Source organism: Methanosarcina sp. UBA5 (genome assembly GCF_002505485.1).
Classification (GTDB): Archaea; Halobacteriota; Methanosarcinia; order Methanosarcinales; family Methanosarcinaceae; genus Methanosarcina.
Genome location: NZ_DAVG01000109.1, coordinates 26,599 through 53,308 on the forward strand (window position 1 = coordinate 26,599; position 26,710 = coordinate 53,308).

Here is a 26,710-nt window from a genome sequence, read left to right on the forward strand (position 1 = left end):
TTGATAAATTTAATTTATAAAAACAGAATTGTGTAAAAATCAGGTTTATAAGAATTAATGTTTCCTCAAAAGTCTCATCTTTATTTAACTCAATAGGAGATATGCATAGCGATACTGAAACTCTGAAACCAACAGGTCAGTAACAAAAGCCAATAAAACTGTTAAAAACTAACCATACAATAAGCAAAAAAGTTAGAGTTGAAGTAACTTTAAAAAAGAGAAAGAGAACTGGGTAAGTAGAAATCAAGTGGATACCGGTAATCTCTTTTTCATTTACTTTTTAGCTTTTAAGGCATGGGATGCTGTTGTTGAAAACTCTTTGAGAAATCAAGATATTGCTGAGCTATCTGTTGTGCTTTGTCCTCACTCAGAGTTTTTCGAGCTGCCGGAAATACTTTATTTTCCTCTTCTTCTACGTGGTGGCTTACACTTTCATCCAATTCCTTGATCTTGGAAGTCCAATTCGAACTGCCGGCATCCAGACTTTCCAGTTCGAACGAAATGGATTTTATTTCATTGTGTTCTTCATAGGCATGGCTGACAAGCTCACGTAAGTCTTCTTTCTGCTCGAGCAGCGAATAAAGGAGTTTTTCTTCTCCAGCCAGATGAGGGTCGGTTTTGGCCTTTATTATAAAAAATGTCTCCTTTGAACCATCGCGTAGTGCTTGTTGTATAAGGTCCGAGACCTGCTTGTGTTCTGCTTTCAGTATATCATAAATTGTTTCCATAATTTCCCCCCTCGTTTGAGGTATGACAAGTGATATTTTTACAAAAATATAAATATATAACTACAAGATATAATTTATAAAAAAAGTGATATCGAAAAATGTTAACTTAGTTTTCCACTCTCACCCTGAAGGCACTTAATAGAAAAAATAAGCTATTAAAATTAAATCGTTTAAAAGTAAACAACTTAAGTAAGTTTTTTAAAGTAGAAAATTTAAACAAGTGTTTCCAAAGTAAATAGTTTAGATAAGTATTTTTGAAAGTAAACTGCTTAAAGTAAAAGATTTAAATGTAGAGATTTTGGGAGTTTATGCCTCTTCAGACAATACCCAGATATCACCTTCGCATTCCGGAAAATATCACCCTTTTCTAGCCAGGCCGTCTCACCTGTCCTATAGCAGGAGTGGAAGCCTGAACTCTTAATTTTCGTGCCAGCTTTGTGAGGTTTCCATTCCTTGATCATATCTTCAGAGATTGTTGGCAAACCCGATTTTTGCTTCCCGGTCCTGTATTTGAACACGCTCAGACTTCCATCCCTTTCAAGATAAGCAGCCTCAACTTCCCCCAAACTTCGGACTCCTTTATTTCTCAGTAAAAGAAAAAGATCATCCTGTGTAGGAGTATGTTTTTTAAGCTCCTCTGAATCAAGAATTCCGTCAGTTATAATCTTTACAGGACTACCTTCAGTTAAATCTTCGTACCAGAGATAACTGTTCGCCAGAGCATTCTGTACCCTGTAAATACCATAATGCTTGAAATTCCAAAAACTGACCATAAAATAGCAACATCAGGGTAAATCATAGTGTCTCCTATAGCCGATCCAAGAGTGATGATAAGCAAGAGGCCAAAAGACGTAAGCTGATGAATTGCTCTTCTTCCTAAAAAACGCATAATAATCAGCGCGAAAATGAACATGAAAGCTGATTTGAGAATTACTTCAAGTAAGAAATGCCACGGAGTATCGGCTACAAGAATCCTTGTTATTTCGAAGACCTCTATAGAAGATTCTACCATATTAATAATAAAGATATAAAATGGCTTAAAAGTTCTCAATTAAACGGTTGATGTAAAAGATTAATGATATTGAGCTCCTACGGATACTGATTTGAGTCCCAAATTCGTGAAGTTTTGGAACTATTTTCCTGATAAGAGAATCGATTAGTTATTTTAAATCCAGAGTTTAGAGAAGCTATTTTGAACAAAATAGTAGATATAGACAATGAAGCATTCGCAAATTAACGATTTTCTTGGAATAAGAGGCTCGTGAAAGTGGAATTAAAAATGCCTTGAATAAAAATTAGGTGCCTGGAGCGTGCATTTTGGAACGTGCATCTAACGTAAGTTCTATGTACTTTATGGGCACTGAACAGCAGATAGTAGGGAATATTCACCATGGAAAAGCTTACTGTGTAGCTGGCCTTGAATGTGATGCCCAATTACAACTGAGATAAGCCTGGAAACAATAAGAATAATAATCAGTAACTCATAATCAGTGGCTCCTTAAGATTATCAAGGATCTTTGCAAATTACAATGATAGAAAGGATAATTTGGCTCAAGTCGACTTAAATCGATTTAAAACAACAAGAAAATGGATAAAAAAAGTTTGGTGCAAGGAGTATGATTTGAACGCATGAACTTCTAATAGACCAGGCTCTGAGCCTGCGCCTTTGACCTTGCTGGCAACCCCAGATTTGACATAATGAGTAAGTCTTGAGACATCTGTACCAAAAGAATCTAAGAGCGTGCCTTAAAAATTAATCGTGGTTCCACAATTGAGATATGACTAATGCGTTTATCTAAGAATGAGTGCAAAATCCATGAGAGAAAATACTATCCATGCAAGGTTACTGATGCCTGAATCCAGGAAAAATTTATAGTCTGAACTTGAAGTTAATGTTACCTATCATCCAATTATAGAAATTGATTGAATTTTAAAACAGCCTCTTAGAGCAGCAGGACTTTTTGGATAGGCTCATCCTTACAACAGGGTTCAGGCACTACAGATCTTTGTTTTGCACTCAATAAAAGTTTTTATTCTCTTTGCCCTCTTTTCAAGGGATATTATTGCATCTTCTCTGGTAGAGGTGCACGAAAACAGGGAAGTGAGAAACCAATCAGGCCGTACAATCGTTCCCTGAGGAGGGATATCTGCGCCCTTTTCCCTGAGAATGACATCCAAGAGCTGTCGGTCTATAAAAAGTTCTCGACCCGAATAGATTATTCCTCTTGCAGCAAAACGTTTAGCTTCAGATTTCTCGGGAAGTTCGCCTTTGAAGCAGTCAACATGGGCTTCAAAAAGGTTAATATTCATTGCTTTCTCGACCGTATCAAAGCTCCCCGGAAACCTGGGATTTATCTCAAGTACTATAGGGCCAGTTTCCGTAACCAGAAAGTCCACTCCATTTGAGCCCAAGAGCTTAAAATCGAGTACCAGTTCTTCAGCAAGGGTTTCCATCTCCTCTGCGTATTCTGTCCTGAAAGGAGTTATGTTCCCACAATAAGAAAATGGAAGTCTTGAGAGCCAGGGTATCCCTATTAACTGCTCATTTACTGCCACTGAGAGAGCTTCTTTTTTGGTAGAAAGTAAATAGACACTTGAAGGAATGCCTTCCAGAAAATCCTGTATAACAACTGTCTCTGCCATGAATTCCAGATCCAGCCTGCGGTGATATATACTAGATAAATTTTCAAGGACAGATAAAAGCTCCTGTTTATCTTTAGCAACTTTATTAAAGAGTCCTGATGTACCAAAGACAGGTTTGACAATTACAGGGTACTGGATTGCATCTATCTCGTCCGGAGAATAACAGTTCGGATGCGGGATACTAAGGACTTCAAGTCTTTTTGAGAGGTACTTTTTGTTTGAAGCTTTCTGTTTGTTATCCGGACTGCTGGCAAGTACATGGCAAGAAAAAAAGTTATGATCAAACATTTCGGTCCACGAACCCGGAACAATGGCATCAAACTCCAGCCCGAAGGCAACCATTTGAGCCTTTATCTTAGAAACATCCAGTTCAATCAGTTTTGGTCCAGCACTACGCTCCAGAAGAGCTGAAGCATATGCACATTCCTGCAAGTCAAGGAAACGGAAGGCATCGATAGAACAGACGTTATATCCGGCTCTTCGAGCGGAACAAGCAATGTTTCGGTTATTGTATCCAATTATAAGTATATTTTGCATATCCCCTCTAATCCCATTGGATTTACGCACTCAAGATATATAATCAAGTACAATAGCCATAAAATGCTACCGTTTTAGGTTTAAAGATTCTAATAAGTTTGTGAGTTTTTAATATTAATTGCCTAGATCATATACTTCTAATGAGAAAATAAGACAAAATTAGGGCAAAATAGCAAAATGTGCTTTGAACAAAAAATTAGGTGCCCGGAGCGTGACTCGAACACGCGACCTCCAGATATCTCAGGAGATTAAAGACGCCTCATATAATTGTCCCTATGAGTCTGGCGCCCCAACCATCTAGGCTATCCGGGCTTGCAACACACAAATGTACAAAGATATATTAAAGGCTAACGATCGGAATAACGAAAAAACCGATTTTTTTGTAAATATTTTTGAGATGAAGACGACCTGAGAATGAGAGAGCTACAATGTATCTGGAGTTATACCTCTGTTCTACTCACCAAAGAGCTTTGTAAATACCGCAAGCAATCGGACTTGAACTTGATCTGCTCGTGAAAGATTCTTGGGAGGCTACGATTACAACCGACAGCTCAGTCGGTGGTTCTTTTGTGAACTATCCTGAAACTTTTACCTATCATAAGAGTGGCACGGTTTGTTATAAAGGTAAGATATCTCATTTCCTCCCATCCTATAAAGAAGAAGGAACAGAAGAGATTAAAGAGGTTATCTACCGAAAGTTCGTTGGCGATGTTAATGTCGGCAGAAAAGGAGTGCGCATATAAAATAAAGATTGATCTCTGAGTAATAATATCAATAAAATCTTCAGAAAGTGATTTAGTTGGTAGGCATGCCAGGCGAGAAATGGGATAAAATAGTAAAAATCAAGTTGAAAATAGGTGGTCCACCAATAATCAGTTGATGTTTTCCAGAGTATTTATACTCGTATTCCGTCTCATGCTCTGCTGATGTACACTAAATTTTCTGTACATAGGGAAGCTTAGAAAATAGATAAACTAAGCAAAAACACTAAAGATAAAGTGTCAACCAGCTACTAATGCACTACCAAATAACTGAAAAAACAATAAAAAGAAAAAGAGGATAAAAAAGCTTTACCCTTTCTTTGAAATATCAGTATCCTGTTGCTTCTGCCAGCTGCCTAACCAGAGAGTCATCAGCGGTAGTTCCGGTAACCACAAACACATAGTTTCCGTTGCTCCAGATATAGGAATACCTAGGAACCTCTTTTCCTTCAATTGTGACGTAATCTGCAATTCTTACAGCTGAATGTCCATTAAATGACTCATCGACAAAACGGGAGCCTTCTGTTAATGGCTTGAAGGAAGATTTGTATGCATCTATCAGATTAGTTGTAGCCTCAGCATTCCCAAACTCGATTACATCCAGATAGAAGTCCGACTCATTATATTTGTACATTCCTTCGGATCCTCCAACAACTTTTGAAACATTTTCTGCATTGTAATCGATTTTGATATCAGAAGCATTAAGGGTGGTAGATCCAACGTATTCAAAACCTTCAGGAAGGTTTTTAAGCTTGCTAATGTCAGCCGCACTTTCAGTAGAATTCACGCCTGTTCCCGAATTACTTGAATCTGTTATACTAGATGCGGGCTTGCTAAGCTCGCTAGTGTTAGCCACACTTTGAGTAGAAGTTACATTTGCTTCCAGGCTACTCGGCTCCGTTCCATTAACTGCAGACTCGTTAAGCTCGCTAATATTAGCCGTACTTTCAGCAGGATTTAAATTTTCTCCCGAGTTATTGGGCTCTGTTCCATTGACTGCGGAATTTTTATCGCCCACGCAGCCTGAAAACGCGACTAATAAAACCGCAAGTGCAGATATTAAAGCCACCATTTTTTTCATAAGTTTCACCTAAAATCTGTATAATCCTGGAATAACTATCAAGTTTAAAACCGGGATTTCAAAGTTGAAAGATTGCTTGAATTAAGAAATCAGTAAATAAAAAGTTATCTGCAAGGAACTTAAAAAAGAATTAAAAGAAAGAAGGGTTAGAAAACCCTTCAATCAGAAATTTTAGTTGTTCCTCCTGACGAGGTAAACGACTGCAGTGAGTCCGACAATTCCGAGAACAACTCCAAATCCTGGGGAGCTTTCTTTCTTTTCACCAGTTGCGTTCTGTTCGGTTGGTGCCTGAGTAGTGGTTTCTCCCGGAGTTGCGGTTGCGTTCTCTTCCGGAGTTACGGTTGCGTTTTCTTCCGGAGTTACGGTTGCGTTACCATCAGTAGTTACATTACCACTTATGGTTGGGCCGGTTTTGTTGTCGCTAACAGTGCTTTCGTTACCGAGGGTCTTCTCGACGTATGGGTAGTACCTGAGCTGATCAGCTGAGGTGTCAGCAACCTTGAAGTACATTCCCTGACCGATTTCCTGTTCAGAATCTCTGGTCAGAGTCATGGTATCGTCGTTGGAGATGGTAATGGTTGGACCGCTGATGCCGACATTGTTGAGTTTGCCGTATTCATCGTCACTGTTGATCTTTATTGCATTTGCGTAGTCAATGAGCCAGAGAGCATCGATCTGGGCAATGCTGTCGACTGCACCCTGGAAGACCTGGTTAACATGGACTTTCAGGACAGGAACATTGTCTTCGCCCTGAACACCATCAACTTCACAGGTCCATACATGGTCGCCAGAATCAGTTGAGACGATCTGATCATCAATATATTGTCCATCCTTGCTGAACTCGAGCCAGACTTTCTTACCATCAACATCAACCTGCTTGGCTTCAAGAGCGTAGCCCTGACCAAGGTCGAGTTTCTCGCCAGTCTTCAGAGTGTACTTATCATCGCTGTCAATAACGAGTTTGGCGAGCTTGCTGGCATCATTGGATTTGAGTGGTACGTATTCTTCTGCAAAGAAGCCCATAACAGGATATGTTCCGTTGAACTCGCTAGACTGGTAGTCAACATTACCGATAGTGGTCTTGTAAACGAGATCATTCTTGGGGATTACATTTCCGTCAACGCTAGTAACGTTAAGGGATTCTGTAGCGACGTTCTTTTTCAGGTCATAGAAGAAACCTGCAAAGTTTGATGCGTCCCACTTAGCAGCACCAGAAGCAACCTGTCCTCTGACCTGATAAGTTCCAGGTTCTGTGATTTCCTTGTAGGCATAGAATCTGAGGTCACTTGAGTCAGCAACTTTGAAGTACAATCCCTGTCCGATTTCCTGATCAGAGTCCTTGGTCAGAGTCATAGTATCGTCGTTGGAAATTGTAATAGTTGGACCGCTGATGCCGACGTTATTGAGTTTGCCGTATTCATCGTCACTGTTGATTTTTATTGCATTTGCATAGTCAATGAGCCAGAGACCATCGACCTGAGCAATGCTGTCGACTGCACCCTGGAAGACCTGGTTAACATGGACTTTCAGGACAGGAACATTGTCTTCGCCCTGAACACCGTCAACTTCGCAAGTCCAGGTGCTGTCTCCAGAATCAGTTGAGACGATCTGATCATCAATATATTGTCCATCCTTGCTGAACTCGAGCCAGACTTTCTTACCATCAACATCAACCTGCTTGGCTTCAAGAGCGTAGCCCTGACCAAGGTCGAGTTTATCGCCAGTCTTTAAGGTGTACTTGTCATCGCTGTCAAGAACGAGTTTGGCGAGCTTGCTGGCATCATTGGATTTGAGTGGGATGTACTTGTCTGCGAAGAAACCGAGCACGCTGTAGTTGCCCCAATCTTCGTACTCGTAATCAGTCTTCCCAATCGTGGTCTTATAGACAAGAGCGTTCTTTCCGATAACTCTATCTTCAGTATCGGAAGTACTCTTAATGGAAAGAGACTCTGTTGTCACATTGTTGTCAATGTCATAGAAGAATGCTGCAAATTTAGTAGCATCCATTGTAATGTTACCGCCATTTTTGGTAAGAATGTCGGTAATACTAGAGCCGTTGTACACTGGACCGCGGATCTCAAGGGTATTGTTTGCTGCTGCTGCACTTGCGGCGGATGCAAATACAGTCAGAAGCATGAGAGCAGCCAGTGCAACTGCTACAAATCTCTTCATTTTATTGTTCCTCCATGTTTGTTAAGATATGTCGTATGTAAGAAGAAGTGTCGGGATCAACACTTTAAGGGTTTCACCATTCTTCACCAAGTCAGACGCATAGATTTCGTCTATTGCCGAAGAGGATTTCATTCCCTCCTTATCCCTCTAAATTGGATTACAAGTGTTCTATAAAATAATTGCCTTATTAAATCTTTTGTGGTCTATTTCAGGGAAATTGAAGAGGAAAAGCGCAAAACAACGATACAAATGACGGTAAATGTCGAAAGAACTCAGATGAGATATTCGTCAGGAGTTAAATTAAAAGATAAATTCGAAATACTTATAAAAGACTATGGAAAAAAAGATAGTATAACTATAGAGCTTTAGGCAAAATAATTTCAGATTATGGTATTTTAAAAATCCATCAGGTAAGCTTACAATGCACTACATTTTTAAAGTTTTTTGTGCCTGGTAGATTACTTGTATGTGGATAAGGTTCCAATCTAACAGATACTATATAAACTTGAATTGATTTTTGATGAAGATGATATATATGCTTCTGAAGATGAAGATATAAGTTCGTCCAGAGAGACCTATTTTTAAAGATATTATTTCAATCAAAGCCTGTACTCAGCCACTAGAAAATCAAGCCTGAGATACATAGTATAGAATTGATACTTAAGAATTTGAGAAATTCTAATGCAGTTTTTAAATGACTTAAATATTTATGCAAGTACTTTTGCGATTTATAAATAATATTCAAAAAAAGAACTTTTTAACATTACTTGCAGAAGAAAATAGGACCATATTAGAAATTGACGATATAAAAAGAGAAATATAAAAAGAACGTTATATGATACCAGTAAATTTAGAAGAAGGCAAAAAGGCCTGACACATTATGAACATAGGAAGAAACTAAGTAAAATTATGAAACTAAATAAGACCATATTTATAACCGAATAATAGAATAGAGGTCTAAAAACACGAAGGGGAATTCACTTTGGAATGTAAGAGTGTTATTCAGGATGCCATATGCAGGATAAAAGCCATAAAAGGCGTAGAAGATACGTATATCTTGAGTGAAGAAGACAAAGAGAAAATTTTTGAGCTTGAAAAAAAGGCCGAAGGAGCGGTACTTATGGGACTTGGTATAGGAGACAATCAGGGAATAAAGGAAGTCTTCAAACGCCAGGTAATCATAGCCTTTACAACTAATATGAATTATGTCTGGCCTGAAGGGCCCAATGTAGTGCTTATGCAGTACGGAGAAAAGGTTGGTGAGGATATTTATGATCCCGAGAAACTTGAGGAGTGTAAAAAATGTACCGACATGCTGGTTATGGGAAACTTTGTAATCTACAAGAGCTCCGTACCTAAGCCAAAAGATGCAAAGAAAGAACCCATAACTGTAGTCCTCCCACCTCAGAAATGCCAGAGCGTTGAATGCATAGAAGGAGTAAACAATGCTGTACTTGCATCTCCCTCCACTCCATCGGATGAGTATATCAGGTCTGTGATGGGTCTCAAACCGGCAATAGGACTCGGAACTTTTATTATCGGATTCGATCTCTGTTAAGCAACAGGCCTCTAAAAACTTATGGATAGAAATGAGGCAGGCGCGGTACAGAAATATTGAACTGCCGTCTTACCTGCATTAAATATAGGGCTCATCCCAAAAGCAGTAAAATGACTACATCAATATAAGTTTTCAAACCTGCTTCATGATCCTAAGCTCTATTGATTATCCATAATTTGATTTGATAAATCATTTTGAGCTTTGGAACCAGCTCAAATACTATCAATAAGATCAAATAAGTGACTTTTTTAAGAAAATAAAATATTTTTAAAACTCTCAACATTTNNGAAGTGTCATATGAATAAAGAACAGGAATCTAGAAACCGAAAAGACGGAACTTGAGATGAAAGAAGATGATTATAATAAGGCCTGTAGGGAAATTCTTGAAAAAGTACTTGCCGGCGAGATCGAAAACGAAAATCAGTTAAATAAGGCAAAAAAAGACGTTAGTAAATATTATCATCTGGCCAGCCTCCCCAGAAATGGAGACGTCATAATCCAGGGATCAAACGAAGAGCAGGCAACAGTTAAAGAATTTTTGAGACGGAAGCCTGTAAGAACGATTTCCGGAGTTGCAGTAATTGCTGTAATGACCTCTCCGGCTCCATGCCCACACGGAGTTTGTCTTCCCTGTCCTGGAGGACCCAACTCCACTTTCAAATCGCCCCAGAGTTATATGGGAAGGGAGCCTGCAGCCATGCGGGCGATCCAGCATGGATTTGACCCTTATTCCCAGGTTAAATCCAGGCTTTCCCAGCTTAAAGATATTGGCCACGATGTAGAGAAAGTGGAACTAATAATTATGGGAGGCACGTTTTCTGCACGCAGTCTCGATTACCAAGAATGGTTTACAAAACGCTGCCTTGAGGCAATGAACGATTTCACAGGTAAAAAGTGGAGAGAAAGCGCCTGGAGAATCGGGAAATCTTTACCTTATATTCCTCTTGAAGAAGTACAGAAAGCCAATGAAAAAGCTGAGATTCGCAACGTCGGAATCACATTCGAAACGCGTCCTGACTGGGCAGAAGAGAAACATGTGGACGAATTCCTCAGACTTGGAGGAACTAAAGTAGAGCTCGGGGTTCAGAGTGTTTATGATTTTGTGCTCACCCGCATGCAGAGAGGGCACGGCGTTGCAGAAATTGTCAGGGCTAATCAAGTATTAAGAGACAGTGCATTCAAGGTTGGATTTCATATGATGCCTCATCTGCCTGGCTCGGACTCAAAGCTTGACCTTAAAGGTTTCAAAAAGCTCTTTGAAGATTCTCGCTTCAGGCCCGACTATCTCAAAATTTATCCTACCCTAGTAACTGAAGGAACTTCTCTTTACAGACTCTGGGAAGCAGGAGATTACGAGGCTCTTTCTGACGAAGAAGCTGCTGAACTAATTGCGGATATAAAAGAGATCCTGCCTAAATGGGTAAGACTCCAGCGTATCCAGCGTGACATTCCAGCTTACCAGATCATTGCAGGAGTCCGAAAAAGTAATCTCAGACAACTTGCAGAAGAAAAGCTGAGGGAGAAAGGAGGAAAGTGCCACTGTATTCGCTGCAGAGAAGTCGGACATACTGGCCTGAAAGGGAGACAAATAAATCCTAAGGACATCGAACTGACTGTAGAGAGTTATGAAGCTTGTGGAGGCACAGAGCATTTCATCGCGTTTGAGGACCTTGCTGCAGATGTCCTGATAGGATTTACTCGCCTGCGCTTCCCTTCTGCCCCTCACCGCCCGGAACTGCAGGATGCCGCCCTGATAAGAGAACTGCACGTATATGGTTCCATGGTTCCTATAGGAAAAGAAGCAAAGCAAAAGGAGTGGCAGCATAGAGGATATGGGAAGGAACTTCTGGAACATGCAGAGAAGATAGCATGTGAAAATGGCTACCGAAAACTTGCTATTATTAGTGGAATAGGAGCCAGAGAATATTATAGGAAATTAGGATATGTTCTTGAGAACTTATACATGTCAAAGGTTTTGAAAGATTAGGACCTGTAACTCTCTGGCAGGTCACTAATTTTGGTTATGTTATTAATTTGGTTGTGCAGTAGTAGATGGTTGATATTTTGTGTTTGAGTATTTTTGCTCAGTTACACTTGTTTTCTAAGCTCATCTGCTTACAGAAATTGAGTAAACAAAGAAAAAATTAGAGCGAAAAGCGAATATATGAGTACTCTGGAAAATATCAACTGATTACTGAGGGATCACCATTTAATTTAATTTTGTCATTAATTAGTGGTGTCATTAATTTTATTTTTAAAATTTTCTGAAACCAATGTTAGATATTTAAGACTTACGCGGTTGAAATGATAAATGAATAGCATTAATCCGTTAACTGTTTAAAATATTAAATGATTTATAACGCCTCATATGCTCGATTTGTACTTCAAGTGCGCAAGTCCTAAGATTAGATATACCTGTATATACTGAAGAATAGGCTCGATGTCGCGAACTTAAAATTTAGTAAACTATCAAAACCCAGAGTATAAGAAAAGCTTCAGATTTAACAGTTAGATACCCCGAATTGAGAAATAAATTTTCATAATCCGGTCTCTTGCTGAAAGACTTTTTTGTAGAATAGAGGATATGCTTAAAAGAGTTTTACAGAAAAATATTAAATAGTATGGTACAGTATCGTATACCTGTTCTCCTAAATATATAAAATATTATGATGTAAATTAAGAAGTATCAGTAAGAGTAAAGGCTCTATATTACTAAACTGCTTTTCAAAATTCCCAGAAGAAACTAGCGCTAAAGAAAAAAGTCATTTGAATTTGGCCAATTATACTAAAAAGAAAGAGAAAAACAGCCTTTTTCCATTGTTAACTTTATAAGATAAAATATATGAATTAAAAAGAAGATTAAAAACGTTCATAAAAAATTAAATACTATATGCCCATAACATAGGAAAAAACCTTAAATGTAAATATTAGGTTTTGAAAAACGATTTGTAAATTCTAGAATTTCAGAAGAGTTTTAAAATAAAATAAACTGGATTTTAGAATTCGTGAATCCAAAAGATAAAAAATAAATAATTAAGTAGATTCGAAAAACATAAAAATTAAAAAACTTAAAGTAAATTCCATAAATAGTAAAAATATTAAGGAGCCCTGAGGTTCTACACAAATCCTGAAAGGACTCCTAGAAACCCTGAAACTTAAAGAAATACTGAAGAGACTCTAATGGACACTAAAACCCTAAAAAATTCTGACGAGGCTCTGAAGGTTTTAAAGAAACTTTAAAAATCCCTAAAGAAACCCTAAAAGGCTCTAAAACACCTTAAAAAATACATAGAAATAAACGGTGATAAAAATGAAAATTAGAGTTGTAAGTTCAAAAGAAGAGATAGACACTTTAAAGCTTGATGAAGAAATTATCCATCTTGCATTCAGACCATCCAACAAGGATATTTTTAAGCTCATACTGAAGTGTCCAAATGTAAAAGCGATCCACATCCCAAGCTCGTACAAGAAAACAATTTCCAGTTCCGCACAGATGTATCTTTCCATGCAGAACATTGCTTTACTTGAAGGCGATGTGTGGGGCCACAGAAAAGACATTAATGAGTATTCCGAAATCTCCCAGCGTGTTTTCGACCGCATACAGGAACTAAAGGAAGAAGGACTTTCCGAAGAAGATACTATTGAGAGACTTGTAAGAGAGACAAGGCTCAGCCCGGATTTTGTAAGTTTTATCATCTCGAATTAAAGAAATCACATCAGCCGGTCTATCCTGATCGGCTTTATTTTTTATAAATACATTGCTTAAATTGAGCACACTAAAAAATTGATTGATCTGTTCAAATTCTTTTTTATTTATTAGTATACTTTTCAAAGAATTCCCCGAGATAAATTCTTCATACTTCCTGCCGGAATCAAGAAGTATCTTAACTATATATCTGGCTAAAAATATGTAGATTAATTGATTGCAGTTAGTTTTAGAGAATCAATGATAGTTTCAGATACCAGATATTAGTTTAAGATAACGGGTTTAGTTTTGGGTGATCAATAGCAGTATAAGATATAACGGAAACTATAGTTTCCTGATTATGAAACTTTATCTAGGCTGGCTTATCTGCTCCTATTCGATTAAGTAAAAAGAATTGTATCCTGAGTAAAAAGCTTAAGTAAAATAGCGAAAAGATTTAACAGGATTTCATGACCGAGTTTGAACATGTGCTTGTAAATTCATTTAATACATACATTGAAGAAAACGGAATAAGAGCCATTTCCTACAGGCTTAAGCAGCATAGATTTACTCCGCAGTTTCTTGATGTGCTTGTGGACTCTCTTAATCCAAATCTATACCTGGGAATTGAATGCAAAAGCATCTCAGTTGACAAAGGAGCAAACGCACTTTACTTTTCTCAGCATTTTACCGTGGATAAAAATGGAATTCACCAGATAGAAAGAATTTCGAACTACCTGAACAAATCAGGAAGATACGGCTTTCTTGCAGTGGAACTTCGCCTAGGACCCGGGCACGGGAGGGAAGCATACATGATTCCCTGGAATGAACTAGAAAAAAAATATTTTTCTCAGGACCTCAAACTTACATTACAGGAGATCCGAAGTTTTCCTGAAATCAAAAGAGAAGGAAAAAATTATAGGGTTGACCCGATGGAATGGGAAAGAAAATAAAGACGGAAAAAGCGCTTAAACTGAGGCAAGTAGAAAATCGTGGAGAGAATGATGTCTGAGACAATGAAAATACTTTATAAAGAAGCAGCAAAGTGTGCCGAAGAGATTAAAAAAAACAAATCAGTCCACGTTGTATCCCATATTGATGCTGATGGGCTGACTTCTGCAGGAATTATCTGTACTGCCCTTGAACGTGACAACTTTGAATATACAACACGTTTCGTCAAACAGCTTGATGAAAAGGCTCTTGATACCATAGCAGATGAAAATCATAATATTGTCATTTTTACGGATTTGGGAAGCGGGATGTGCGAACAAATAGAATCTCGCGGGATTCATGCAGTGATTTCAGACCACCACCAGCCTCAGGGAAGCTATCAATTTCACCTGAATCCTCACCTTTTTGGAGCAAACGGTTCATATGAATTGAGTGGCTCGGGAAGTACTTACCTGCTGGCTTCAGCCCTTGGAAAAAATCCGGATTTATCCTCGCTGGCCATAGTAGGGGCAGTTGGAGACATGCAACATCTGAAGATGGGGCAGCTTGTCGGGATCAACAGGGAAATTCTGGAAGAAGGGGTTAAAGAAGGCAGTCTCCAGTTCAAAAAAGACCTAGCCTTATTCGGAAAGCAAACCCGCCCGATATATAAATTGATGCAGTATTCTTCAGATCCTTATCTGCCTGGGCTTACAGGAGACGAAGAAGCCTGCATTGAGTTTCTTCATTCCCTCAACATTCGCTTTAGCCAGGATGAACACTGGAGGCGCTGGATTGATCTTGAAAACTCGGAAAAACAGAAGATTGTCTCAGGACTCATCAAGTATTGCCTGAAATCAGGTATACCTTCATATAAAATCGAGCGCCTGATAGGTGAGGTTTATATTCTTCTGGGAGAAAAAGAAGGTACGGAAATGAGAGACGCTTCAGAGTTTTCTACTCTTCTTAACGCCACTGCACGTTACGACCATGCCGAGATAGGACTTGCAGTCTGCATGGGAAATAGAGAAGAAGCTTATGAAGATGCCCGCAAATTGCTTGCCGAGCATAGACAGAACCTTGTTAACGGGCTCATGTATGTCAAAGAAAAAGGGGTTATCCAGCTTGAAAATATCCAGTACTTCGACGCAGGCTCGGAGATAAAAGAGACTATCGTGGGAATTATTGCAGGCATGAGTTCTACATTCGTTGAAAACAGAAACCTTCCTATTATTGCTTTTGCAAAAGCCGAAGGAGGGATCAAAGTCTCAGCCAGGGGAACACAGGATCTAATCCGCAGAGGAGTTAACCTTTCGGAAGCCATGTCGATGATCTCAGCTGAAGTTGGGGGTGCAGGCGGTGGGCACGATATTGCAGCAGGAGCAACTATTCCCAACGGTAAAAAGGAAGAGTTTGCAAGAAAACTGGATCTGTTCATAGGAGAACAAATGCGAAGAAAGGCACATTCAAAGTAAAGAAGCCAGCCTTAGAGCCAGCCGTAGGGAAGTGTATATTCCGAGAAACTGAATTGAGTAGTAAGTAAAGGCTCAATAAAAACAAAGAAATTTTAGAATAAGATCCACCATTGAGCCTTAAACCAGATCTTCAATCCTGCTCATCTCTTTGAATGAAATTAGCCTTGACATTGCACTGGTATCTATATCAATCCCATATTCCTGTACAACAGCCATAGGGTTTGTCCCTCCTATGACGACTATTCCGAGATGATCTCTCTCGATGGGAACATCCAGAACTCGTGTGTTTGGTTCCCCAACTTCCAAAATTCCACTGAAGCCTGCATCTAGAAGGTCAGAAAGGCAGCTTTCAATTTCATCTCTTGCAACCATAGGAGCTTCCCTGAGATTTGCAAGAATTTTGCCTGAGCCTGTCCTGAGCATTTCCGACACAGAGGTAATACCCTGTGACATCAGGATTTCAAGCGGATCTACAGTCGTACTTACATAGGTCAGCACATCAGTGAAACGCACCGGAATTCCGTTTCGGATCTGAACAACCCCTCCAAGTTTAGGGTTTACAGGAATTCCTGCCTTGAGAAGTACGCCGTCAATTGTAATGCTGCACACAGTCCCGATACCTACCTTTCCCTTTTCGATAGTCAGATCTCCGATAGATTCTCCCTCAGAGACGATCTTAACGTAGGGAGTCACTGAAAGCCCACTTGAGATTACCATCTTAAAAATCCCAAGCACGTCGTCCAGCTCTTTTTTATCAATAAGTGAGAGATTAAGTATGATATCTCCATCCATTCTCTTAGGATCAAACGTAGTCCTGTACATAAGATCCTTTATACGGGATGATGTGAATTGAACACGGTATCCATTTTTTTGCATTTTGAATCTCCAGTAATTGAAGGTATTTATACTTATTATAAGTTATGTATTAATTATCACAACATATGCTTTGGGCCCTTGTCACTTATTTGTGATCTCACCTGCTCCTAAAACCGGGTTTACTATAGGGAAAGAAAAATAGGAGTAAGGGTTCTCTGATGTAACGACCTTAAAAAGGAAAAAATAAAAGTCCATTCTGTTTAAGCTGGAAAATAACCTTTTTCTCAGAGCACTCCTGTTAAGAATCCTGTAAAATCCTGTGGAGCTGTTAAAAATCTCAGTTTTTCAATTATATGTACAAGCTCATACATACTTTCTCCGGAACCAAGCCCTAGATCATCATATGCAATGGGTTTAAGGTGACGGATAGGCGGTATATTTCTGTACAGGGGATTTTTGACAAATCCATCTTTAAGCAAGAAGTAAGAAGCTCCGGAAAGCCGTTTTATAGGCTCATAAACCGAGGAAAAGTCGCGGCAAACCCAATTTGCCATTTTGAGAGTTTTATCGGAAGCGTTTATAGTCACGTGCCCGTATCCAGGAGGAACAAGCACTAAATCTCCTTTTTCTGCTGTTATGACTACGACATCCAGGACAAGATCTTCCTCTCCACTTTTCACCTTTTGCAGAAGATAGGTAGCAGAACCTTCAAGTACCTGATAAATTTCAGGATAGTAGATGTTTGTTCCTGGAACACGCGGATGGTAGTGACCTACGGTTTTAATATATTCAGATCCAAGCATTGCGGGAGGAATTACAGTAATATCATACCTGAGATGATGAGCTTTAATTGCTTCAAGTTCAGAGTCATTTTTCGCAAGATCCCTGAACATGTAGTACACATCTCGATTTCGTATCTCTGTTTCTTCAAACCACTCCCTATCAAACACTACATCTTCCATATCATGGAGTTTTCGGATGTCTGCCATAGTGACTTTATCCCCGAACTTCATTGTAACTTCCATCGAATTCCCCTTTCCTACCAGAGCATATAGATAATATTCGGATTACAAACAAGAACTTGCTATAAAAGCGCCAATACATTACCAGAGTCGACTGTCAGAAACAGCAATATAAGTATAATAAACTAACTGATGGAAATATTATTGCAACCTGATTTTTACCTCTTGTTATTTAGAATCTGAAAGATTATACCTCTCAGCCATTCAGAGCTTTTTCAACCATTTTAGGGTAGGTAAGCTCTATAATAGTTTTCAGATTAACTGTGTCTTCTCTGTTGTATTTAATAAGTGTATCCAGAGCTTCACGATCTCCTTTCTCATATTTTTTCCAGAGCCTTACGGCATCAAACCCTGTTATACCCTCGGTACCGTCGCTTCGGGTGATCCCAAGTAATTGTTCAATTTTTTTTAAACCGCCACTGTACCCTATTCGCCTTAAGGGGTACATAAGGTCTATATGGAGCTGCTTGAACTCAATTTCGGGAAATTCAGATTTTATGAAAGGTAAATCAAAACGGGCACCGTTGAAGGATACAAGTAGCCTGTATTTTGAGAGTTCTTCTACAATGTCATCAAGGTTAATATCTTTTATATATGTTTTTGATTCTTTTCCGTCATAGATTCCCACAATGGTAATTTTATCCCGAGATTTAGAGAGTCCTGTTGTTTCAATGTCTACAAATGCGGCAGAATCGGAGAATAAGGAATATGCCCTCCAATGTTCGGCAGAAGGAAGGCATTGTGAGAAAAAACAATAATCTTTTGCTCCAAGGTGTTCAGAAGATTTCCTCACCTCTTCGCAAATTCTGGCCTTTCGTGATGAAGGTATGGAAATCTGGTCTTCCATCTCAAGAAATTCTTTCCAGGTATGTATGCCTTGAGCCCAGATTTTTTGTTCAAGGACTTTCCCTACACCTGGGATATGAATATATGTATTATTCAGCATGTTTCCCCTGGACCATTTGGGGGTAATATTTAATAAAAATACTGCATGAAATCTGAAAGTGTTCAAAAGAAAAAAACAACAAATTCAAGAACTAGATATAGTATAAAGTGCGAACACAGATAGATATAACAATAGTAGCTAGCCGGTAATAAAGAGTCACGTTACGAGATAAATTTTTAAAGTTAGAGATTCCAAAATTATTCAAAAAATAAATTGCTTAACACAGGTGTGCAGTTGATGGCTAAAATTTCCGTGATTGGTGCAGGAAATGTAGGGGCGACTACAGTCCAGCGACTAGCTGAACTTGAACTTGGTGAAATTGTCATGACAGATATTGTGGAAGGGCTACCACAAGGGAAAGCCCTCGACCTTATACAAGCAGGAGCAATAAAAGGTTATGACACGTCAATAACTGGGACCAATGATTATGCAGATATCGCAGACTCTGATCTTGTAATTATTACAGCAGGAATTGCAAGAAAACCCGGAATGACTCGGGAGGATCTGATTAAAACAAATTCTAAAATAATAGCAGAGGTTTCCAAGAATATCGCAAAGTATGCTCCAGAATCGATAGTAATCAATGTCACAAATCCACTTGACATTATAACCTACATAGCTATGAAATCAACAGGTTTTGAGACAAAAAAAATATTCGGGATGAGCGGGGTTCTGGATTCGGGACGTTTTTCAAGCTTTATTGCGGAAGAACTGAAGTGCTCGAAAAAAGATGTACAGGCAATGGTTATAGGAGGACATGGGGACTTGATGGTACCTCTTCCTCAGTATACGACAGTATCAGGAATTCCGCTCACGGACTTGGTTCCAGAAGATCGAATTGCCAAGATGGTAGATAGAACAATAAATGGAGGGGCCGAAATTGTGGAACTTCTTAAACAGGGAAGCGCTTTTTACGCCCCGTCGGCGGCTATTGTCTCGATGGCGGAAGCCGTGATTAAAAACTCAAAGAGAATTCTGCCTGCTTCGGCTTACCTTGAGGGACAATACGGACAGGAAGGCATTTACTTCGGTGTACCCGTAAAGCTTGGGGCATCCGGAGTCGAAGAAATCCTTGAACTCAAACTGGATGAAAGCCAATACGAGATTCTCAGGAAATCCTCAGAAACTATTCGAAATGTGATTTCACAGCTGGAAGTATAAAAGAAATATGAAAGAATGAAAGAAACAGGCTGGGATAAGAGATAAACTGAGATTCAAAGAGAATTAAACTAGAATAAAAAGAATGATTGTATAAAAAATAAGGGGTTCTGTTCACAGGTAATCAGATCTTATCTGTAATTTGCCTGTGAGCCAGAAAAACTCTATGATAGAATGCCAGATTGGTAGAAAAGGTATCAGTCTCATTCTCGACAGTTGAAGAAAAGCGGTAAATAGCTGTATCCTTTAAGCAAATAAAAGTAAAAGCAGCTTAATACACTTAGTACTCCCTTTTCTTAGTTCAAACGTCGGATAAAGAATTCAACAAACAAGACCACTTTTACCTCTTGCTAGTTTAAATATAAAGATTATTATTATAATGACTGAAAATTCTATTTTACCTGAAAATATGAGATAAAACTGGCAATTATATAAATTGGCAAAACTGTAAGATATATAAATATGTTTTTCATATAAGGTTAAGAGAAAGATTTAAATTAATTTACAAAGCAGGGATATAATGCGCGCAGAACTTACATCACTTTTTGGATTAAACGTCTACACAAACGCTGGTGTGTATGTAGGGAAGTTGCAGGACCTCGTAATTGATATAGAGGATCAGAAAATTACCGGGCTTGCTATTTCGGATATTAATAGGGAACTTTTTGATCTGACTAGCAGGGGCGTAATTATTCCTTACCGATGGGTTATAACGGCAGCAGATATCATAATAGTAAGAGATGTCATCCAGAGATACAAAAAGCGAAAAGAAGATTAAGTAAATCTGAAAAGTACATGAAAGACCGGGAAATTTATGCTGAAATGCGCTGTATCCCTCCGGTGGTTGTGCGCGCGGACGGCAGGAATTTTAAAAATGTACTTAGGGGTCTGGGCTTTGGAAAACCCTATGATCAAACTTTCGCCAGGGCAATGGCGGATACTGCTGAGCTTTTTATCAAGAAAAGTGGTTTAAGCCCTCTCTTTGCCTACACTTTTTCGGATGAAATTAGCTTTCTCTTTATGGAACTTCCCTTTGAGGGGAGAGTAGAAAAAATTGATTCTGTCATAGCGAGCTTTCTGGGAAGTGCACTTACAATAAATCTGCAGCTTGAAAACTCTGTAGCTTTTGACTCCAGAATAGTAGTTCTTCAAAAAGAGGAGATTCCTGCGTATTTTCACTGGAGGCAGCTTGAAGCCTGGCGCAATTTTGTGGCAGCCTGGGGATATTATACCCTGAGGAATGAAGGAATAAATAAGATTGAGGCTTCGAGATTTCTCAGAGGAAAAAAAGAATGGGAAATCCATGAAATGCTTTTTGGGAGAGGAATCAATCTTGCAATGCTTCCTGCCTGGCAGAGGAGAGGAGTCATTATTTCAAAAGAAGAATATGAAATCTCGGGCTTTAATCCTGTACTTGAGAAAGAAACAAAATCTCTGCGAAGAAGGGTCATTCAAAACTGGGAAATCCCGAACTTTAAATCCGAAGAAGGTATGGCGTTTTTACAGAAACTTATTAATAGGAATTAAGGTTTTGAGAATAAGAAAATAAAAGGAATGTAGAGGCAATGGACAGACTCGAACTTATTAAAAGAAATGTTCAGGAAATCGTAACTGAAGGAGAACTTGAAGAACTTCTTAATAAAAAAGAAGTCCCCCGTGCCTACGTAGGATACGAACCTAGCGGTAAAATCCATATGGGGCACGTTCTTACAGTAAATAAACTAATTGATCTCCAAAAAGCCGGATTTAAAATTACTGTCCTGCTTGCGGACGTTCACGCTTATCTTAATCGGAAAGGCACGCTTGAAGAAGTCCGAAAGACTGCAGACTATAACAGGCGCTGCTTTATTGCCCTCGGGCTTGATGAAGAAAAAACCGATTTCGTTTATGGGTCTGACTATCAGCTTGGAGCAGAGTACATGTTAAATGTTCTCAAACTTTCAAGGACAGTAACTCTGAATAGGGCTCGCAGGAGCATGGATGAAGTCGGGCGTGCTATGGATGACCCAACTGTTTCTCAGATGGTATATCCACTGATGCAGGCTATTGATATTGCCATGCTTGGAGTTGATATCGCAGTTGGTGGTATTGACCAGAGAAAAATCCATATGCTTGCCCGTGAAAATCTAAAGAGTCTCGGATTCGAAACCCCAATCTGCATTCATACCCCAATTCTCCTGGGACTAGACGGAACCAAGATGGCTTCATCAAAGGAGAACTTCATTTCGGTGGACGATACTGAAGAAGAAATCTATAGAAAATTCAAGAAAGCCTACTGCAAGATAGGAGACACAGAAGAGAACCCAATTCTTGCCCTTTTCCGCTACCATATATTTCCCAGATACGAAACTGTTGTCGTAGAGAGACCTGAGAAATTCGGGGGAAATATAACATATACAAGTTACGAAGAGATGGAAAATGCTTTTGCGGCAGAAAGTGTTCATCCTATGGACCTGAAAAATTCAGCCGCAAAGTATATAAATGAGATTCTGGATCCTGTCCGGAAAGTTCTGCTCTAAATTATGGGATGGCCGGGCTCTCCGGCCACTTCAGAGAAAATTAAGTATAGGACCTGCGTCCAAAGTATAAGACATAGGTTCATGTAAGACTCGTTGCTTAAAACAAGAGACTTGTTTTAGAAATGGAGAAAGCCTCTGGATAAAACGTTATATAGCTATAGGTCATAGAATATTTGAAGGGTCGTTTAGCTATTCAGGGTGCTTTTATGAAATATATTTACCAGGACTCTACGGAACTGCCTGTACAGCGGGATTTCATTGAGGATCTGAAAACTTTTTTAGATATAACTTCCCGAGTAATCCCCCTGGAAAACTCCATAATAGAGATAAAGTGCAAGCAGAAAGAAGCGCTTCATGAATTGAAAAGTAGAATAGAAGGAATGAATAATTTTGAAGAGAAGCTTGAAACTTTACTCAGAAAATTAGTAAATGAAGTTGATATAGAGGATATCATACCCTGTACTAACGCAGTCCTGCAAACCTGCAGTGAGAATCTCGGAAAAAGAAGAGAAATCCTCAAAACCGAGTGCACAAAAATAGAGAATGAGACTCCTGATAAATACAAAAAAGTGGAAGAAGAAATACTTGAAGTTCTTAGCAGGTTTTTAATCTTAGGGATCTACGGAGCTGAAAAGAGATTTGAACTTTCTAGCAGTACAAATGGCATTTCAGGAAAAATGGAAGGTTGGGTTTCGGGTTTGCAGTATCATTACAGGCTTACATTTACAGAAGAAATCCTGACAGTAGAAAAACTACTTGGAAACTTAAGCCTACCAGGATGGGCGCGGGCAGGCATCCTGCGAAAAGAAGAAAAAATAAAAATGCAGAACCTTTCTGAATTCCTCATAACTTTCCTGGAATATGACACCCAGAGAAATGTACGTATAGCCCTGGAAAACAAAAAAGCAAACCGGAAATTCAGGATCGAAGGCGGAGATCACAGGTATTTCGTATATGAAGACGATAAGGAAATCACCGCTGATAAAGAGCTTGGGGATTTTATAGATATGGAAAGCCTGGCAAGAATTCCTGAAAAAGTTCAGGCTTATTTCAGGGCAAATATTTGCACTTATACCCTTTCAAAAGTCTTCCTTGACGAAGAGGATGCCATATCCACCAATCAGATCTTCGATTGCCTGAAAGTGGTTGCCGAGCAGTATGGAGTAATTGTCCAGGAATGCCTGGCAAAAGGGCACAATAAAGAAGAGATAACTATCAAAATGGAAGAAGCTGATGGCACACGGACTGAAAAATACATAGCGAGGGCCGAAATCTACACACAACTGGCAGAAGTTGGAAGTGAAGGTATTGAAATTGCCGGAATACTTGGTGTTGACAGCAGAACTCAAGTCAAAGATAAAAAATACTTGATTGTTTAGACTTTTCTGGCATTTTATTTTTGAGATTTAAGTGTCACTTTAAAATTTAGATTAAATTTTGAAATTTTAATATTTAATTTTCTTTTTATTGTTTTTTTAATTTATTTATTGTGTATTAATTTTTTGTGTTACTGTTTTTCGATTATTTTTACAATTATTACTTTTACATTGCAATTTTTAACAGTTCAAAATAAATTGTTCAAAAATTAAGTAGAAGTTTCTGGGAAAAGATATGAATGTTGATATATAAAAACAGTCATCCAGATGTAGAACATAAAAACTATAAATAAGAATGTATACATGAAAAAAAATAGAAATTTAATTATAGAGAACTGACGTAGGGGATAGAATACCAGAGTTTTGTTATTTGGTAATAATGCTTAATATATAAAGAATAATTAGATAAATTTTCTTTATATTTATAAAGAAATTAAAGGGAAATATAAAATTAAATGCGTATACTTTAGGCATAAACATTAGAAGTTTAGATGATAAGGAATTTGTTTGGAGCAAAAATACCCTCGACTTTGACTAGCATTATATTGGGACACTCACTGAAAATTAAAGATCAGAAATGTTATTTTTAGGAACTGTATGATCACAAATCAATAAGCTACTGATGCACCGAAAATTTCGGTTTATGGATGTAGGGGTAGAGGCCGATGAAAATGAAAGCCGATTTTTTTAGTTCTGTAATTTCCGTATTATTGATAATGCTAATAATTTCTGGGATGATCCCAGGCGTGGCATATGCTGCAGATGAAAAAGGAACGGATCCGGGAGATTCAACTAGCGATTTGACAATTGAGAGTATTTCGTGTAATCCAGAGAATCCAGAACCCGGAGAAGCTGTAACCATTGAAATAGCAATATTAAACCAGGGAACTGCAGTCTCAGAGCAAACAGAGGCAGTATGCAAAATAGGGGATGAAGATTCGAAAGATATACAAATACCAGAGATAAAGCCGGAAAATACCTTGTTAGTCTCATTTATCTGGACTCCAGAAAAAGAGGGCACAGTAAAGATAACGGCAACAATGGGAGATCACGAAAAAACAACTGAGGTCATAGTGGGAAAAGAAAAATCTTCAAATCCCATAATAGATAGCCTCTCGGCGGTCCCTGAAAATCCGGAGCCTGATAGTGAAGTAACTGTTAATGCATTAGTCAAGAACACTGGAACTGGAGTCTCGGAGCCGACCGAATTAATGTACAAAATAGGGGAAGCAGACTCAAAAACAGTAAAAGTACCGAAAATAGATTCGGGAGATAGCTCGTCAGTCTCATTTACCTGGACTCCAGAAAAAGAGGGTACAGTAAATATAAAGGCAAAGGTGGGAGAAAGCGAAAAAACGATTGAAGTAGTAGTGGGAGTGGGAAAAGAGAAATCTTCGAATCTTATAATAGAAAGCCTCTCAATTGACCCTGAAAATCCGAAAACGGATAGTGAAGTAACTGTTATTGCACTAGTTAAGAACACTGGAAATGAAGCTTCGGAGCCAACGAATATAATATATAAAATTGACGGAACTGAAAAAAAAGAAAAAGTGCCTCAAATGGAGGCTGGATCAGAAAAATCGATAACTCATAATTGGACAACTCCTAACAAGGAAGAAACTGTAACAATAAAGGCAGCTTTAGAAAACGTAGAGAACAGTGAGAAAGAAATCTCTGCAAATATAGCAAAAGAGTCGCTTCCAGATCTAATGCTTCCAGATCTAATAATTGAAGACTTATATCCAGAATCATCGACACAACCTGAAGCCGGAAAACCTTTGAACTTTACCATGATAATAAAGAATAAGGGAGAGGCAACTGCCAATAGTAGCACTGCAAAATACAGTTTTAACGGAGCTTCAGAAGGAGAGATTTCTATCCCTGAACTTTCAGCAGGGGCAAATACAAGTTCAGGATTTTCATTTACCCCTGGAAATGAAGAAAACATCAGTGTAACAGCGGTTGCAGATTCCGGGAATACCATTAGTGAAAGTAATGAAGACAATAATAAAATGTCAAAAGTCATAAATATAAAACGTGAACTTCCGGACCTGAAAATAGAGTCGATATCTCTGAGTCCTGAAGAACCGCATCCTGGGGAGAATATAACATTTACGGTAACAGTGAAGAACAACGGTTATGCAACTGCGGAGAACAGCGAAATTAAGTATGATATCAAGGGAAACAATGAGAATTATATGGGGATTATATCGACACCAGCCCTTGCAGCAGGTGAAGCAAAAGCAGGCACTTTTTTCTGGACTCCTGCAAATGAAGGGCAAATAGAAGTAAAAGCAACCGTGGATACAGGAAACGTTGTGTCTGAAAGTGATGAAACCAATAATGGGTTTACAAAAACCGCAACCGTATATAAAGAAACAGTTTCAAGCAATGAGGGAGGAAGCGAAAGTTCCGGATATTCCAGCAATAGTTCAGGAAGTAAGAGTTCCGGGTCCTCCAGTAGCAGTTCAGGAGGCGTTAGTCTCTCAAAAGAACCAGTAAGCAACGTAGATGCCAAGGAGCTTTCCACCAGGAACGTTCAAAGTGGTTATCACGTCAAGTTCGATTTTCTGGAAGGTGCAACATGCATTACATATATCGAATTTGACCCAACAAAGACACTAAAGAAAACTACGACAATTGTAGAAATGCTCAAAAATAAATCTATTTTTGTATCAGGACTTCCTTCTGGTAGGATATATAAACATGTGAATATCTGGGTAGGGAATAATGGAGCAGGAGTCGCTGGTTATTTTAAAAATGGAATTATAAGGTTCAAAGTTGAAAAGGAATGGCTTGAAAAGAACAATATTAATCAGTCCGAGATAACTCTTCAGTGGTACAATGAAGGCTGGCAGCCTCTCTATACCGAAAAAGTTAAAGAAGATACGAATTACGTTTATTTTAAATCGAAAACGCCTGGCTTCTCCTGCTTTGCAATAACCAATTATTCCGCCGGTAGGGAAAACGTATCGGTAGCCAGTGGACAAGGAGAGGAGGAAACTTTGATAAACTTGGACGGTGAAGCAAAAACGAGTGTCCACAACGGAAGCGCAGATAAGGACAGTGGAATCAAAAACCCTATGGGGAAGGCCAAAATATTTATGGCAATTTCCCTGCCTCTGTTCTTGATTCTTATAGAGTACTTTGTGGTGAAGAAAAAGATCTGAAAAACTTTTTATTCATGATTTTATTTTTATAAAATATTATTTCTAGATAAAGGTAGTTAAAAGCAAGTTTGTAGCCAGAAATCTGAGCTCTTCTGGATCTTAATCAAAATTTGCATATTTTCATTTTAAGTTT

Annotated in this window: 22 protein-coding genes and 1 tRNA gene; 13 read left to right on the forward strand and 10 right to left on the reverse strand. The window is 38.7% G+C overall.

The features are described from left to right. Positions 1-287: 287 nt before the first annotated feature. The 3 genes from BP621_RS12645 to BP621_RS12655 all read right to left on the reverse strand — a co-directional run bounded on the left by BP621_RS12645 (position 288) and on the right by BP621_RS12655 (position 1,740). A complete protein-coding gene (locus tag BP621_RS12645; protein WP_292390494.1) occupies positions 288-728 on the reverse strand; it encodes a hemerythrin domain-containing protein in 441 nt (146 codons plus the stop codon). 269 nt (positions 729-997) lie between these two features. Further along, complete coding sequence (locus tag BP621_RS12650; RefSeq protein ID WP_292390495.1) at positions 998-1,501, reverse strand: YetF domain-containing protein; 504 nt, start codon at positions 1,499-1,501, stop codon at positions 998-1,000. After that, positions 1,414-1,740: a hypothetical protein gene (locus tag BP621_RS12655; protein WP_292390497.1), complete on the reverse strand. Its 327-nt coding sequence runs from the start codon at positions 1,738-1,740 to the stop codon at positions 1,414-1,416. The genes BP621_RS12650 and BP621_RS12655 overlap by 88 nt, the downstream gene beginning before the upstream one ends. A gap of 305 nt (positions 1,741-2,045) precedes the next feature. Here BP621_RS12655 and BP621_RS12660 point away from each other — a divergent pair, with 305 nt between their 5' ends. Continuing rightward, complete coding sequence (locus BP621_RS12660) at positions 2,046-2,177, forward strand: hypothetical protein (protein WP_292390499.1); 132 nt, start codon at positions 2,046-2,048, stop codon at positions 2,175-2,177. Between the two features lie 540 nt (positions 2,178-2,717). On the opposite strand, the gene BP621_RS12665 is transcribed toward BP621_RS12660, so the two are convergent. Next, positions 2,718-3,908 (reverse strand): ATP-grasp domain-containing protein, encoded by a 1,191-nt coding sequence (locus BP621_RS12665; protein WP_292390500.1) that lies wholly within the window; start codon positions 3,906-3,908, stop codon positions 2,718-2,720. 201 nt (positions 3,909-4,109) lie between these two features. Continuing rightward, positions 4,110-4,220: transfer RNA gene (locus BP621_RS12670), tRNA-Met, on the reverse strand. 200 nt (positions 4,221-4,420) lie between these two features. Here BP621_RS12670 and BP621_RS12675 point away from each other — a divergent pair. Next, on the forward strand, positions 4,421-4,651 hold the full coding sequence (locus BP621_RS12675; RefSeq protein ID WP_292390503.1) for a hypothetical protein: 231 nt from the start codon (positions 4,421-4,423) through the stop codon (positions 4,649-4,651). A 346-nt stretch (positions 4,652-4,997) separates the two neighbouring features. Here BP621_RS12675 and BP621_RS12680 read toward each other — a convergent pair whose 3' ends face one another. Together BP621_RS12680 and BP621_RS12685 are read right to left on the reverse strand one after the other, a co-directional pair. Next, complete coding sequence (locus tag BP621_RS12680) at positions 4,998-5,750, reverse strand: hypothetical protein (RefSeq protein ID WP_292390506.1); 753 nt, start codon at positions 5,748-5,750, stop codon at positions 4,998-5,000. Positions 5,751-5,921: 171 nt separating this feature from the next. Continuing rightward, on the reverse strand, positions 5,922-7,922 hold the full coding sequence (locus BP621_RS12685; RefSeq protein WP_292390509.1) for an S-layer protein domain-containing protein: 2,001 nt from the start codon (positions 7,920-7,922) through the stop codon (positions 5,922-5,924). A gap of 982 nt (positions 7,923-8,904) precedes the next feature. Between BP621_RS12685 and BP621_RS12690 the strand changes: the two genes are divergently transcribed. The 5 genes from BP621_RS12690 (at position 8,905) to BP621_RS12710 (ending at position 15,570) form a co-directional block, all read left to right on the forward strand. Further along, positions 8,905-9,480: a hypothetical protein gene (locus tag BP621_RS12690; protein ID WP_292390511.1), complete on the forward strand. Its 576-nt coding sequence runs from the start codon at positions 8,905-8,907 to the stop codon at positions 9,478-9,480. A 343-nt stretch (positions 9,481-9,823) separates the two neighbouring features. Further along, positions 9,824-11,467, forward strand: a complete 1,644-nt coding sequence (locus BP621_RS12695) for a tRNA uridine(34) 5-carboxymethylaminomethyl modification radical SAM/GNAT enzyme Elp3 (RefSeq protein ID WP_292390513.1) — start codon at positions 9,824-9,826, stop codon at positions 11,465-11,467. 1,323 nt (positions 11,468-12,790) lie between these two features. Next, positions 12,791-13,186 carry a DUF1699 family protein gene (locus tag BP621_RS12700; RefSeq protein ID WP_292390516.1) on the forward strand — a complete coding sequence of 132 codons (396 nt, stop codon included), beginning with the start codon at positions 12,791-12,793 and terminating at the stop codon, positions 13,184-13,186. A gap of 449 nt (positions 13,187-13,635) precedes the next feature. Then, positions 13,636-14,118 carry a hypothetical protein gene (locus tag BP621_RS12705; RefSeq protein WP_292390519.1) on the forward strand — a complete coding sequence of 161 codons (483 nt, stop codon included), beginning with the start codon at positions 13,636-13,638 and terminating at the stop codon, positions 14,116-14,118. 51 nt (positions 14,119-14,169) lie between these two features. Further along, complete coding sequence (locus tag BP621_RS12710) at positions 14,170-15,570, forward strand: single-stranded-DNA-specific exonuclease RecJ (RefSeq protein WP_292390522.1); 1,401 nt, start codon at positions 14,170-14,172, stop codon at positions 15,568-15,570. 117 nt (positions 15,571-15,687) lie between these two features. Here the strand turns inward: BP621_RS12710 and nrpRII are convergent, their stop codons facing one another. From nrpRII to BP621_RS12725, 3 genes are all read right to left on the reverse strand, one after another. After that, positions 15,688-16,446 (reverse strand): global nitrogen regulator NrpRII, encoded by a 759-nt coding sequence (gene nrpRII, locus BP621_RS12715; RefSeq protein WP_292390524.1) that lies wholly within the window; start codon positions 16,444-16,446, stop codon positions 15,688-15,690. Positions 16,447-16,670: 224 nt separating this feature from the next. Then, the gene (locus tag BP621_RS12720) at positions 16,671-17,411 is read right to left on the reverse strand and encodes a glucose-6-phosphate isomerase family protein (RefSeq protein WP_292390527.1); all 741 of its coding nucleotides are present in this window, start codon (positions 17,409-17,411) and stop codon (positions 16,671-16,673) included. A gap of 193 nt (positions 17,412-17,604) precedes the next feature. After that, entirely contained in the window at positions 17,605-18,354 is a 750-nt protein-coding gene (locus tag BP621_RS12725) for a ribonuclease H-like domain-containing protein (RefSeq protein WP_292390530.1), read from the reverse strand. Positions 18,355-18,591: 237 nt separating this feature from the next. Between BP621_RS12725 and mdh the strand changes: the two genes are divergently transcribed. The 6 genes from mdh to BP621_RS12755 all read left to right on the forward strand — a co-directional run bounded on the left by mdh (position 18,592) and on the right by BP621_RS12755 (position 26,577). Next, a complete protein-coding gene (gene mdh, locus BP621_RS12730; RefSeq protein ID WP_292390533.1) occupies positions 18,592-19,515 on the forward strand; it encodes a malate dehydrogenase in 924 nt (307 codons plus the stop codon). Between the two features lie 517 nt (positions 19,516-20,032). Beyond that, entirely contained in the window at positions 20,033-20,290 is a 258-nt protein-coding gene (locus tag BP621_RS12735; protein WP_048107757.1) for a PRC-barrel domain-containing protein, read from the forward strand. 17 nt (positions 20,291-20,307) lie between these two features. Next, positions 20,308-21,039, forward strand: a complete 732-nt coding sequence (locus BP621_RS12740; RefSeq protein WP_292390539.1) for a tRNA(His) guanylyltransferase Thg1 family protein — start codon at positions 20,308-20,310, stop codon at positions 21,037-21,039. 38 nt (positions 21,040-21,077) lie between these two features. Beyond that, positions 21,078-22,031 carry a tyrosine--tRNA ligase gene (locus BP621_RS12745; RefSeq protein WP_292390541.1) on the forward strand — a complete coding sequence of 318 codons (954 nt, stop codon included), beginning with the start codon at positions 21,078-21,080 and terminating at the stop codon, positions 22,029-22,031. Between the two features lie 206 nt (positions 22,032-22,237). Beyond that, positions 22,238-23,410 carry a chromosome segregation ATPase gene (locus BP621_RS12750; RefSeq protein ID WP_292390542.1) on the forward strand — a complete coding sequence of 391 codons (1,173 nt, stop codon included), beginning with the start codon at positions 22,238-22,240 and terminating at the stop codon, positions 23,408-23,410. A gap of 662 nt (positions 23,411-24,072) precedes the next feature. After that, entirely contained in the window at positions 24,073-26,577 is a 2,505-nt protein-coding gene (locus BP621_RS12755; protein ID WP_292390545.1) for a CARDB domain-containing protein, read from the forward strand. Positions 26,578-26,710: the final 133 nt, after the last annotated feature.

Coding starts and splice junctions, on each gene's coding strand:
- BP621_RS12665 (WP_292390500.1), bottom strand. CDS start 3,908: ATGCAAAATATACTTATAATTGGATACAATAACCGAAACATTGCTTGT.
- BP621_RS12710 (WP_292390522.1), top strand. CDS start 14,170: ATGTCTGAGACAATGAAAATACTTTATAAAGAAGCAGCAAAGTGTGCC.
- BP621_RS12695 (WP_292390513.1), top strand. CDS start 9,824: ATGAAAGAAGATGATTATAATAAGGCCTGTAGGGAAATTCTTGAAAAA.
- BP621_RS12645 (WP_292390494.1), bottom strand. CDS start 728: ATGGAAACAATTTATGATATACTGAAAGCAGAACACAAGCAGGTCTCG.
- BP621_RS12735 (WP_048107757.1), top strand. CDS start 20,033: ATGCGCGCAGAACTTACATCACTTTTTGGATTAAACGTCTACACAAAC.
- BP621_RS12720 (WP_292390527.1), bottom strand. CDS start 17,411: ATGGAAGTTACAATGAAGTTCGGGGATAAAGTCACTATGGCAGACATC.
- BP621_RS12680 (WP_292390506.1), bottom strand. CDS start 5,750: ATGAAAAAAATGGTGGCTTTAATATCTGCACTTGCGGTTTTATTAGTC.
- BP621_RS12745 (WP_292390541.1), top strand. CDS start 21,078: ATGGACAGACTCGAACTTATTAAAAGAAATGTTCAGGAAATCGTAACT.
- BP621_RS12705 (WP_292390519.1), top strand. CDS start 13,636: ATGACCGAGTTTGAACATGTGCTTGTAAATTCATTTAATACATACATT.
- BP621_RS12725 (WP_292390530.1), bottom strand. CDS start 18,354: ATGCTGAATAATACATATATTCATATCCCAGGTGTAGGGAAAGTCCTT.
- nrpRII (WP_292390524.1), bottom strand. CDS start 16,446: ATGCAAAAAAATGGATACCGTGTTCAATTCACATCATCCCGTATAAAG.
- BP621_RS12740 (WP_292390539.1), top strand. CDS start 20,308: ATGAAAGACCGGGAAATTTATGCTGAAATGCGCTGTATCCCTCCGGTG.
- BP621_RS12755 (WP_292390545.1), top strand. CDS start 24,073: ATGAAAATGAAAGCCGATTTTTTTAGTTCTGTAATTTCCGTATTATTG.
- BP621_RS12750 (WP_292390542.1), top strand. CDS start 22,238: ATGAAATATATTTACCAGGACTCTACGGAACTGCCTGTACAGCGGGAT.
- BP621_RS12650 (WP_292390495.1), bottom strand. CDS start 1,501: ATGGTCAGTTTTTGGAATTTCAAGCATTATGGTATTTACAGGGTACAG.
- BP621_RS12685 (WP_292390509.1), bottom strand. CDS start 7,922: ATGAAGAGATTTGTAGCAGTTGCACTGGCTGCTCTCATGCTTCTGACT.
- BP621_RS12700 (WP_292390516.1), top strand. CDS start 12,791: ATGAAAATTAGAGTTGTAAGTTCAAAAGAAGAGATAGACACTTTAAAG.
- BP621_RS12655 (WP_292390497.1), bottom strand. CDS start 1,740: ATGGTAGAATCTTCTATAGAGGTCTTCGAAATAACAAGGATTCTTGTA.
- mdh (WP_292390533.1), top strand. CDS start 18,592: ATGGCTAAAATTTCCGTGATTGGTGCAGGAAATGTAGGGGCGACTACA.